At 57.5% G+C, this 10,743-nt stretch carries 8 protein-coding genes and 1 tRNA gene; 3 read left to right on the top strand and 6 right to left on the bottom strand.

Annotated features, from left to right (window positions below; all coding sequences use genetic code 11):
• The first annotated feature begins 2 nt into the window (after positions 1-2).
• Positions 3-77 (top strand) — tRNA-Asn (locus tag AC2FFP_RS19330).
• Positions 78-97: 20 nt separating this feature from the next.
• On the opposite strand, the gene AC2FFP_RS19325 is transcribed toward AC2FFP_RS19330, so the two are convergent.
• From AC2FFP_RS19325 to zwf, 4 genes are all read right to left on the bottom strand, one after another.
• Entirely contained in the window at positions 98-1,717 is a 1,620-nt protein-coding gene (locus tag AC2FFP_RS19325) for a long-chain-fatty-acid--CoA ligase (RefSeq protein ID WP_496844252.1), read from the bottom strand.
• Positions 1,718-1,905: 188 nt separating this feature from the next.
• Entirely contained in the window at positions 1,906-3,516 is a 1,611-nt protein-coding gene (gene pgi / locus AC2FFP_RS19320; protein WP_496844251.1) for a glucose-6-phosphate isomerase, read from the bottom strand.
• A gap of 5 nt (positions 3,517-3,521) precedes the next feature.
• A complete protein-coding gene (gene pgl / locus AC2FFP_RS19315) occupies positions 3,522-4,193 on the bottom strand; it encodes a 6-phosphogluconolactonase (RefSeq protein ID WP_496764657.1) in 672 nt (223 codons plus the stop codon).
• Complete coding sequence (zwf, locus tag AC2FFP_RS19310; protein WP_496764655.1) at positions 4,190-5,644, bottom strand: glucose-6-phosphate dehydrogenase; 1,455 nt, start codon at positions 5,642-5,644, stop codon at positions 4,190-4,192. Before zwf ends, pgl begins: the two co-directional genes overlap by 4 nt.
• A 161-nt stretch (positions 5,645-5,805) precedes the next feature.
• Between zwf and AC2FFP_RS19305 the strand changes: the two genes are divergently transcribed.
• Positions 5,806-6,759 (top strand): radical SAM protein, encoded by a 954-nt coding sequence (locus tag AC2FFP_RS19305; RefSeq protein ID WP_496764652.1) that lies wholly within the window; start codon positions 5,806-5,808, stop codon positions 6,757-6,759.
• On the opposite strand, the gene AC2FFP_RS19300 is transcribed toward AC2FFP_RS19305, so the two are convergent.
• Together AC2FFP_RS19300 and AC2FFP_RS19295 are read right to left on the bottom strand one after the other, a co-directional pair.
• Positions 6,760-7,455, bottom strand: coding sequence for a lipid-binding SYLF domain-containing protein (locus tag AC2FFP_RS19300; RefSeq protein ID WP_496764649.1), 696 nt, complete (start codon positions 7,453-7,455; stop codon positions 6,760-6,762).
• A 91-nt stretch (positions 7,456-7,546) separates the two neighbouring features.
• Positions 7,547-7,816, bottom strand: a complete 270-nt coding sequence (locus AC2FFP_RS19295; protein WP_058271768.1) for an usg protein — start codon at positions 7,814-7,816, stop codon at positions 7,547-7,549.
• A 193-nt stretch (positions 7,817-8,009) separates the two neighbouring features.
• Between AC2FFP_RS19295 and gyrA the strand changes: the two genes are divergently transcribed.
• The gene (gyrA, locus tag AC2FFP_RS19290) at positions 8,010-10,739 is read left to right on the top strand and encodes a DNA gyrase subunit A (protein ID WP_496705394.1); all 2,730 of its coding nucleotides are present in this window, start codon (positions 8,010-8,012) and stop codon (positions 10,737-10,739) included.
• Positions 10,740-10,743: the final 4 nt, after the last annotated feature.

The raw sequence follows: 10,743 nt of genomic DNA, 5'->3' as shown, positions 1-10,743 counted from the left end.
GTTCCGGCGTAGCTCAGCGGTAGAGCAGTTGACTGTTAATCAATTGGTCGTAGGTTCGATCCCTACCGCCGGAGCCATTTCCAAAAATATCAGGCGCTTAGCCCATCAAGGCATCCTCGAAGTCCGCGCGCAGGTTGCGCTTTAGGACCTTGCCGGTCGCGTTCAATGGAAGCGCGTCCACAAAGACAACCTTGTCGGGAACCTGCCATTTGGCAATCTTGCCGTCAAAGAAGGCCAGCAACTCTTCTTCGCTGGGGTCGGAACCTTCGGCTTTGACGGCCACCAACAAGGGGCGTTCGTCCCATTTGGGATGAGGCACACCAACAACGGCTGCCGTGGCGAGCTGTGGGTGGGCGACGGCGATGTTTTCCAACTCGACCGAGCTGATCCATTCACCCCCGGATTTGATGATGTCCTTGGACCGGTCCCGGATTGTCATGTATCCGTCCGGGTCCAGCGTTGCGACATCTCCGGTCGCGAACCAGCCGCCCTGCAGCAGGTCTTCATCCTGCATCTGGAAATAGCTGTCCAACACCCAATGCCCGCGCACCAGCAGATCGCCCTGCGTGACGCCATCGTGAGGCAGATCCTTGCCGTCATCATCGACGATCTTCAACTCGACGCCATAAGGCGGTCTGCCCTGGCTTTCGCGCAGCTTGTGTTGTTCTTCAAGCGGCAGGTCAAAATGCTTGGCCAACGGATTGTTCGTTGTACCCAACGGGCTCATCTCACTCATACCCCACGCGTGAACCGTATCAACGCCATAAGTTTCGCGGAAGGTCTCAATCATCGAGGGCGGACACGCAGCACCACCAATCACGGTGCGGTTCAAGCTGGCCAGTTTGCTTCCTGATTTTTCGGCATGTGCCAGCAAGCCCTGCCAGATCGTCGGAACGCCCATTGCAAGCGTTACGCCATATTTATCGACCAAATTCACCAAGGCTTCGCCATGCAGGCCCGGCCCCGGCAGCACCATGCGCGAACCGGACATGGCGCAGGCATAGGGCGACCCCCATGCGTTGACGTGGAACATCGGAACCACTGGCATCACGACATCCATAGCTGAAAAGCCGATGACATCACGCGTATTCGATCCGAAACTGTGCAGAACTGTGGAACGATGGGAATACAAAACGCCTTTGGGATTGCCCGTCGTACCCGAGGTGTAGCAAAGGCTGGACGCCGTGTTTTCATCAAAACTGGGCCATTGGAAACCGTCATCGCCTGTTTCGATCAGGTCATCATAGAACGCGACGCCAGGGATTTGGGCAACGGCGTCTTCATTCCGTGGGCCCATCAAAACGAAATGGCGCACTTCGGTCAGGTGTTCGTGCAGGGCCGCGACCAGAGGGATGAATGTCGCATCAAAGAACAGAACCCGGTCTTTGGCGTGGTTGATAATGTAAGTCAGCTGTTCCGGGAAAAGCCGGGGGTTCACCGTGTGGCACACAAAACCCGCGCCGGAGGTGGCATAGTAGATCTCCAGATGTCGCCGGTTGTTCCAGGCCAACGTGCCAATTCGATCCTGCGGCTCCAACCCCAGCTTGGTCAGCGCTGATCCTAGTTTTCGCGCGTTTTGCGCCACTTGCTCCCATGTGGTTTCGGTGACCGATCCATCGGTTTCGACCGAGTAGATCTCGGTCTGGCCATGATAGCGTTCGGCGTGATCAATCAGCGACGAAATCAGCAAAGGCTGCGTCATCATCTGTCCCAGCATGGACATCCTCCCATTATCAGCGTCGCCTCTATTGGGCAGTGCTGTCTGCTTGCCTGATGCCACTCGCCAGCGTGCGCAAAGCAAAGTGTTCAGGGCGTTCCCTAAAAACAGACCCTGCCAATCATTTAATTGTCTGACAATAAAAGAATGCAGCCTGCCTTCACGGCAGACTGCAAAAAACCGCGTTACTAATCGCGGTGGCGCATTGCATAGGCAACCAAGGCAGCGGTCGAGCCGTCTTTGCCGGATGCGCTTTCTTCTCCGTCGACGATCGGGCCGAGAGATGTCGCAAGTTCCTTGCCCAGCTCAACGCCCCACTGGTCGAACGAGTTGATGCCCAATAGGACGCCCTCGACAAACACACGATGTTCGTAAAGCGCGATGATCTGGCCCAGAACAAACGGCGTGAGCCTTGGATACATCAACGTTGTCGAAGGACGGTTGCCCGGAAAAACGCGGTGTCGGGCTTGCCGTTCCAGCTCGTCCCCTTCCAGCCCCTTCTCCGCCATCCGTTGCCGTGCTTCGCCCAAGGATCGACCGCGCATCAGTGCCTCGGACTGCGCCAGGCAATTGGCCAGCAACAGTCGGTGATGGTGGATCAATTCCGGTTCGTGCCCCTCGGCCGCGACCATGAACTCACAGGGAATCACGTCGGTGCCTTGGTGGATCAACTGATAAAATGCATGCTGCCCATTAGTGCCCGGCTCCCCCCAGACGACGGGGCCGGAGGGAATGGTCAGAGAGTTGCCGTCCATGGCAACAGATTTGCCGTTCGATTCCATCTCAAGCTGTTGAAAATATGCGGGTAGACGCAGCAGTCTTTGATCGTACGGCAGCACGGCCCGGCTGGCATGGCCCAGAACCTGACGATGCCAAATGCCGACCAAAGCCAGCATAACGGGCATATTTTCGACCCAGTCGGCGGCGCGGAAATGTACATCCATCGCTTGACCGCCGCGCAGGAACGCATCGAAAGCGTTCGATCCGACGGCGATCATCACCGGCAGGCCCACCGGGCCCCAGACCGAGTAGCGCCCGCCGACCCAATCGGCAAAACCGAAAACGCGCTCTTGGGGAATACCAAAGGCTTGGGTTTTGTCCAACGCACTGGACACGGCGGCAAACTGCTTGCCCGGATCGCCGCCGCCATCTTCCATCCAAGCTCGCGCGGTTCGGGCATTGGTCATCGTCTCGATGGTCGTGAAAGTTTTGGAGGCAACAATCACCAGTGTCCGCGTTGGATCAAGCTGGCGCAGCGTATCGGCGATATGTGCGCCGTCCACATTCGAGACATAGTGCAGTCTTGGTCCATCATGATACGGGGACAGTGCATGCGTCGCCATCACTGGGCCCAAATCCGAACCACCGATCCCGATATTGACCACATCGGTAAAGGCGCCCCCTGCCCCGGTGACCGCGCCGCCACGCACCTCTTCTGCAAAGACGCGCATCCGTTGCAACGTGTCCAGAACATCAGGCATGACGTCCAACCCATCAACTTCGACAGGACCACCGTCCAGATTGCGCAGCGCAGTGTGCAAAACCGCGCGACCTTCGGTTTCGTTGATCTTTTCCCCGTCAAACATCGCGGCGCGGCGCGAGGCCAGACCCGCCCCATCGCACAACGCGATTAAGGCTTTTCGGACCTCATCTGTGATCTGAGTTTTGGAATAATCAAACAGCAGATCGCCGGTCGATGCAGAAAAACTCTGCGCGCGGCTCGGATCGGTTTCAAACAGGCTCAGGATGGCTTCGTCCTGAGCGTCGGATGCAAGGGTTTTGAGCGGGTCCAACTGCATCTGTGTCACTCCGCCCAATGAACCGTCATGCCGGTCAGCGTAGCGGCGATCGGGGCCTCTTCTGGTGGCAGCGACATGGCCTTGTCCAACGCGTCGCGTTTGGCGGCGCCATAGATAATCAGGTGTTTGGACAGCGCGCCGTCCAGCACCGGGCCGGTCAGCGTGATCCGCGCCTCGGGTTGGGTTTCGGTGCGCGCAACCGCAAGGATGGGCGCGTGGCTGTCCAGCGCAGCCTCAAGCCCCTGCATCCCCGGAAACAGAGATGCGGTGTGCATATCCTCACCCATCCCCAATACCAGAACCGACAATGGCAAAACCGGCGCGATCAGGTTCTCGATTTCCGGCAGGACACCGTCGGGTTCCTTACCCTCAAGATACAGTGGTACATACTGCGCAACCGAGGCTCGGTTCGTCAGCAGGCGCTGCCGGATCAGCCGTTCGTTCGAACGGTCACTGTCACCCGGAACGCAACGTTCGTCGGTAGGCAGTACCCGCACCCGATCCCATGCCAAATCAGCCGCGCAAAGACCATCGAACACCGGCCCCGGGGTCGTACCGCCCGGCACGGCCATTGAGACCGTGTCGTGATGCAGCAAGGCGGCCTCCAACTCTCCGGCCAAGGCGTTTGCGACATCAATTGCCAGCATGTCGCGATCAGCATATTCCTGAATCTTCATGGGTTTATTCCTTGCCAGCGGCGACCATCTCGTTTCATCAACAGCTCGGCGTCGCCCGGGCCTGTGCTGCCGCTTTCATATGGTTTTGGTACGTCACCGCGCGCGTGCCAGCCCGCGATGATCGGGTCGGTCCAAGCCCATGCGGCCTCAACCTCATCCCCGCGCATGAACAGGGTCTGGTTGCCCCGGATCACGTCCATCACCAGCCGTTCATATGCATCCGGGGGGTCTTGATTTCCTGACCCTAGCGCCTCGGCAAAACTCATGTCCAAGGGCACATCGACCAGACGCATACCACCCGGGCCCGGTTCCTTGATCGTCACCTTCAGCGTTATGCCTTCGTTCGGCTGCAGGCGTATCGAAAGGACATTCGCGTGGCGTCCGGCCTCTTCGCCAAAAATCGAATGCGGCGCGTCCTTGAACATCACGTTGATCACCGAAGACCGCGCCACCAGACGCTTGCCCGTGCGCAAGTAGAACGGCGTGCCCGCCCACCGCCAATTGCTGATATGCGCCCGCAGTGCCACATAACTTTCGGTGGTCGAGCGCGGATTGCCCACGGTTTCGCGGTATCCTTTCCTGCTTTCACCTCCATCGAACTGCCCTCGCACGATATGGTGTGGCTGGACCTGATCCAACGCGCGAATAACCTTGAGTTTTTCATCCCGCACAGCGTCCGGATCAAATTTTGCCGGAGGCTCCATCGCGATCAGACACAAAAGCTGCATCAGGTGATTCTGCATCATGTCGCGCATGGCACCTGCGCGCTCATAGTACTCTTCCCGCCCGTCGATACCTACGGATTCGGCCACCGTGATCTGGATGTGATCGACATATTGGCTATTCCACAGCGGTTCGAACAGCATATTGCCAAAACGAACGGCCATCAGGTTCTGGACGGTTTCCTTACCCAGATAGTGGTCGATCCGGTAAATCTGGCTTTCCCGAAAATGCTCAGCCAAGGTCGCGTTTAACGCCCGTGCGCTTTCCAGATCGTGGCCAAAGGGTTTTTCAACGACAATCCGCGTGCTTGGCGTCGCAAGATCATGCGCCTTGATCCGCTCGGCCAAAGGCCCAAACAGGCGCGGACCGACCGAGAAGTAGAACGCGCGCACCCGATCTTGGTTCAGCTTGTCAGAAAGCTGATCCCATCCTTCATTCGAGTATCCGTCCAGAGTTACATAGTCGACGCGGTCCAGAAACGCGCGGAATGCGCCCTCGTCCTGGCATTGCGCAGCCGCATGGGTTCGCAGCGATTCGGCGACCAATGCCTGAAACCCCGCGCGGTCGTGGACCGTGCGCGCCGCGCCAATGATTTGGACGCCTTCGGCCCACTGCCCTGAACAAAAGCGCCGAAACAGGGCCGGTAGAATCTTACGTTGCGCCAAGTCGCCGGTCCCGCCAAAAATGACGAGATCGAACGGATCAACTGGTATGACGCGAGAAACCATGGTTTTTCCTTATCTTGCCCCGCCGGGCATGTCCAATGTTAGCGCAATCGGTCAGCGTAAATCCCCCATCATCAAAACTCTGTCAGGTCGCACTTGCCTGACTTAACTAATCCGAGTCGAGCAGCTACATCAGAAGTAACTTCAAAGAACCGGATACCGGAATGAAAGACAACGCGCCTCAGACCGCCAATATCGGCAAGTTTAAGAACAAATTGGTGACAGCAGATGGGCAAACTCGCGCTTCCGTAGCGTTGAAAAACCCCGAGACGTTGTGGTTCAATACCGGCACTCTTTGCAACATCGAATGCGTCAATTGCTACATCGCCAGTAGTCCAACCAACGACGCGCTGGTCTATATCACCACCGACGAGGTGCGCGACTACTTGGACCAGATCGAAGAACGCGACTGGCCGGTGCGTGAGATTGGGTTCACCGGGGGCGAGCCCTTTATGAACCCCGGAATGATCGACATGACTCGTGTCGCGTTGGAACGCGGCTATGAAGTTTTGATCCTGACAAATGCAATGCTGCCGATGATGCGCCGCAAGATGCGCGAGGGTTTGCTGGATCTGAAGCGCAATTATGGAAACAAGCTGACACTTCGAGTTTCCGTGGACCACTATCGCCCCGAACTGCATGACGAGGAACGCGGAAAAGGCAGCTTTGACAAGACGATCACTGGAATGGAGTGGTTGCGCGACAACGGGTTCAATATCGCTATCGCAGGCCGCACGGTCTGGGGTGACAGCGACGCCGACAGCCGCGCCGGGTATGAGGCGTTTTTCAAGCGGCACAGCTTTGACATCGACGCACAGAATCCCGGCCAAACCGTTTTGTTCCCAGAGATGGACGAAACCGTCGAAGTCCCCGAAATCACAACCGCTTGCTGGGGCATTCTGGATAAAGCACCCGAGGCTGTAATGTGTTCGAATGCCCGCATGGTGGTTAAACGCAAAGGCGCAGAACAACCTGCCGTTCTGGCCTGTACCCTACTGCCGTACGAGCCTGAGTTTGAAATGGGCACCACACTGGCCGAGGCCGAGGCCGACGTGCACCTCAACCACCCACACTGCGCAAAATTTTGCGTTCTGGGCGGCGCCAGCTGCTCGGGCTGATCAGTTTAGCTCGGGCGATTTCCAGTATTTTGTGCCTGACGCCCCAGCCGAAACGCGCCAGCCCTTTTTGCTGAGCACAAAAAACGACCGCCCATCTGTGAACCTGAGCGTCTCATCGGTGCGCTCATCTCCATACATTGCGCCGGATTCCGCAGTCGCGTCGTAACCTTGCGTGATAAAACTGTCCAAATCTGCTTGGGTTTCAAACAGGATCACGAATTTGGTCTCGAACCCGCCGATACCGATCGCCGCGCCCACGCCGCCGGTTCCCATATTCATATAGGTGTGCTGACCAGTCTCTTTGTTCACGGCAACACCGCGCCCGTACCCTGCGGACACCGGGAACACCGTCACTTTGCGGGAATCGAACGCAGCATATCCCGCACTGACATCATATAGCGCTTGTGCTTCGGGGTTTTCGGCAAGCAACTGCGCCAACACATCGACGGCCATGACATCCAGCTTCGCGCGGGTCTCTTCGGGCGTCGCCTCGTTTGACAGCAAATCAGAGGTGGACGTGATAGTTTCATCAACCGCGTTCGCCCCTTTTTCGAGTGTCTGCCCGACGGTTTCTGCCCCGCGTCCGACAGCATTAGCCGTATTTTCAGCGCCCTTCTTGATTTTATCAAGGACACCTTCGGCCAACACAGGCCCGGCTAGGCAGATGGCAACTGCAATCAAAAAAACTCTGGGCATTCCGTGTTTCCGCTTGTGGCCAATGACTTCGCCGCCACGATACCGGATGCACCGGAAATGTATATGGGTTTGGGCCTGATGCGCCCGGGCGTCAATTCACTCGGAATTCGCCTACCACGTTGCGCCATTCCCCGGGCGCGATCATTTTTCGATGTGTAAACCGCACGGAATGCAGCGGTCCTTCGATCTCTCGCTGCCAGAATTCAATAAAATCGAATAGTTTGGGATGATCCGGCGCAAGGTCGTATTCCTGCCAGATAAATGTATTTAGCACGTGAATATAGTCGGGCATGTGATAAAAAAATTCGGCCGTCGTCAGCCCATACCCCTTGAGCATCAGTTCTGTTTCGCTTTGCTCCATGCAGACCTCCAAAATTGTTGCAAGGTCTCTTCAGCATAACACAGAAACCACCTAACCCTTGGTTAACAATATGTTACCCCAGTGTTACGGGTGTTTTTTGCACAGAATGCGCTGCTTGCTTGCACCTTATGTGCCGGGTCTGATAAGGTACATCCACAAGATATAGACCCAGCACAATAAACGGGCAGGTTACGTGAGCGATACGCCAGAAACCCCAGAAAACATGGATGAAACACCGCCCCAGCGTCCCGTATATGACGGCCCGACGGTATCCATCGAATCCGAGATGCGCACGTCCTATCTGGACTATGCGATGTCGGTCATCGTGTCCCGCGCGATCCCCGATCTGCGCGATGGCCTGAAACCGGTGCACCGGCGCATCCTCTATGCCATGCACGAGACGGGCAATACCCACGACAAGTCATACCGCAAATCGGCCCGTCCGGTTGGCGATGTCATGGGTAAGTACCACCCACATGGTGACAGCGCGATCTATGACGCGCTGGTGCGGATGGCGCAGGATTTCTCGATGTCGCTGCCGCTGCTGGATGGTCAGGGCAACTTTGGCTCGATGGACGGTGATAACCCGGCGGCCATGCGTTACACCGAAGTACGCATGGACAAGCCTGCCGCGTCCCTGCTGGCCGATATCGAAAAAGAGACGGTCGATTTTCAGGACAACTATGACGGCAAGGACCGCGAACCGACGGTTCTGCCCGCCCGTTTCCCGAACATGCTGGTCAACGGTGCCGGTGGTATCGCCGTCGGTATGGCAACCAACATCCCGCCGCATAACCTTGGCGAAGTCATCGACGCAACGCTGGCGCTGATCGATGAACCGGATCTGACATCCGAACAGCTGATCGAATATATCCCCGGCCCTGATTTCCCAACCGGTGGTGTGATGTTGGGCCGATCCGGCGCGCGCAAAGCCTATCTGGAAGGGCGCGGCAGCGTCATTATCCGCTCCAAGACCCGCGTCGAGGAAATCCGCAAGGACCGCTATGCCATCGTCGTGGACGAGATCCCCTATCAGGTAAACAAGGCCTCGATGATCGAAAAGATCGCCGAAGCCGTTCGCGAAAAACGCATCGAAGGCGTCAGCCACGTTCAGGACGAATCCGACCGCAATGGGGTGCGTGTCGTGGTCGAACTCAAACGTGATGCGACGCCGGAAGTTGTTTTGAACCAGCTTTTCCGTTTCTCGCCGATGCAGACCTCGTTTGGTTGCAACATGCTGGCGCTGAATGGTGGCCGGCCCGAGCAGTTGACCCTGCGCCGGTTCCTGACCTCTTTCATCGACTTCCGTGAAGATGTCGTCGCCCGCCGCACTGCGTACGACCTGCGCAAGGCCCGCGAACGCAGCCACATCCTGTGTGGTCTGGCGGTGGCTGTGTCGAACGTGGATGAGGTGGTCGCCACAATCCGGTCATCCGCTGACGCCGCGCAAGCGCGTGAAAAGCTGATGACCCGTCGCTGGCCCGCGGCTGAGATCGAAAGTTATCTGCGCCTGATCGACGATCCTCTGTCCAAGATGAATGACGATGGCACCTATAACCTGACCGAAGTTCAGGCCCGCGCCATCCTTGACCTACGTCTGCAGCGACTGACTCAGATCGGTGTCAAAGAGGTCACGGACGAGCTGGAAGAACTGGCAGGTAAGATCCAGGAATACCTCGATATTCTGTCCTCGCGAGAGCGCATCATGTCGATCATCGGAGATGAGCTGCGCAGCGTTCGTGAACAGTTTGCCGTGCCCCGTCGCACCGAGATCGTTGATTGGTCCGGCGACATGGAAGACGAGGATCTGATCGAACGTGAGGATATGGTCGTGACCGTCACGTCGGGCGGATACATCAAGCGTACTCCGCTGGCCGATTTCCGCGCGCAAAAGCGGGGCGGCAAGGGCCTGTCGGGGATGCAGACCAAGGAAGAGGATGTTGTCACTAACCTCTTCGTTGCCAATACCCACACGCAGCTGCTGTTCTTCACGACGGATGGCATGGTCTACAAACTCAAGACCTGGCGTCTGCCGCAATCGGGGCGCACTGGTAAGGGCAAGGCAATCGTCAACATCTTACCGATCCCGACCGGTGTTTCCATCGCCGCGATCATGCCGGTGGATGTACCCGATGAAGAATGGGAGAACCTTCAAATCATCTTCGCCACCAGCGCGGGCGACGTGCGTCGTAACCGCTTGTCAGACTTCACCAATGTCCGACGCAACGGCAAGATCGCAATGAAACTGCCCGAAGATGTTGAGCTGGTGAACGCCCGTATCTGCTCGGAAGATGAAGATGTGATGCTGGTCACCAATTCGGGTCGTGCAATCCGCTTCCGCACCACCGATGTACGAGTGTTCAACTCGCGCGAATCCACCGGTGTGCGCGGTATCAGGCTGTCCAATGGAGACCGCGTGGTTTCGATGTCGGTGATCCGCCATTTCGAAGCGACCCCCGAAGATCGTGTGGCTTACCTCAAAATGCGCCGTGCGGTTGCAGGGCTTACCGAAGATGACGCTGGTGACGAAGAGGAAGCCGCGGCAAGCAGTGATTTCAACCAGGAAAAGTATGCCGAGATGTCGGCAGCCGAAAACCTGATCCTGACAATCACAGCAGGCGGCGCGGGCAAGCTGAGCTCTAGCCACGACTACCCAGTCCGCGGACGCGGCGGGATGGGTGTGGCCGCCATGGACAAGGCGATGCGTGGTGGCGAACTCGTCGCCTCGTTCCCGGTCGATATGGAAGATCAAATCATGCTGGCGACGTCCAAAGGCCAATCGATCCGGGTGCCGGTTGATGGGATTTCGTTCCGCTCCCGCTCGGCCGGTGGCGTGAAGGTCTTCAACACCGGCAAAGGCGAAGTGGTCGTCAGTGTTGCCTGGATCGCCGATCAAGGCGACGAGGACGAAGCGGAAGAGTAACCGA

This window comes from Ruegeria sp. YTSC004 (assembly GCF_059609805.1).
This window is presented reverse-complemented; position numbering and strand designations above follow the sequence as displayed.

What these genes read in the sequence shown, in the direction of transcription:
- AC2FFP_RS19305 (WP_496764652.1), top strand. Translation starts at nt 5,806, where the DNA reads ATGAAAGACAACGCGCCTCAGACCGCCAATATCGGCAAGTTTAAGAAC.
- pgi (WP_496844251.1), bottom strand. Translation starts at nt 3,516, where the DNA reads ATGCAGTTGGACCCGCTCAAAACCCTTGCATCCGACGCTCAGGACGAA.
- pgl (WP_496764657.1), bottom strand. Translation starts at nt 4,193, where the DNA reads ATGAAGATTCAGGAATATGCTGATCGCGACATGCTGGCAATTGATGTC.
- AC2FFP_RS19300 (WP_496764649.1), bottom strand. Translation starts at nt 7,455, where the DNA reads ATGCCCAGAGTTTTTTTGATTGCAGTTGCCATCTGCCTAGCCGGGCCT.
- AC2FFP_RS19325 (WP_496844252.1), bottom strand. Translation starts at nt 1,717, where the DNA reads ATGCTGGGACAGATGATGACGCAGCCTTTGCTGATTTCGTCGCTGATT.
- zwf (WP_496764655.1), bottom strand. Translation starts at nt 5,644, where the DNA reads ATGGTTTCTCGCGTCATACCAGTTGATCCGTTCGATCTCGTCATTTTT.
- AC2FFP_RS19295 (WP_058271768.1), bottom strand. Translation starts at nt 7,816, where the DNA reads ATGGAGCAAAGCGAAACAGAACTGATGCTCAAGGGGTATGGGCTGACG.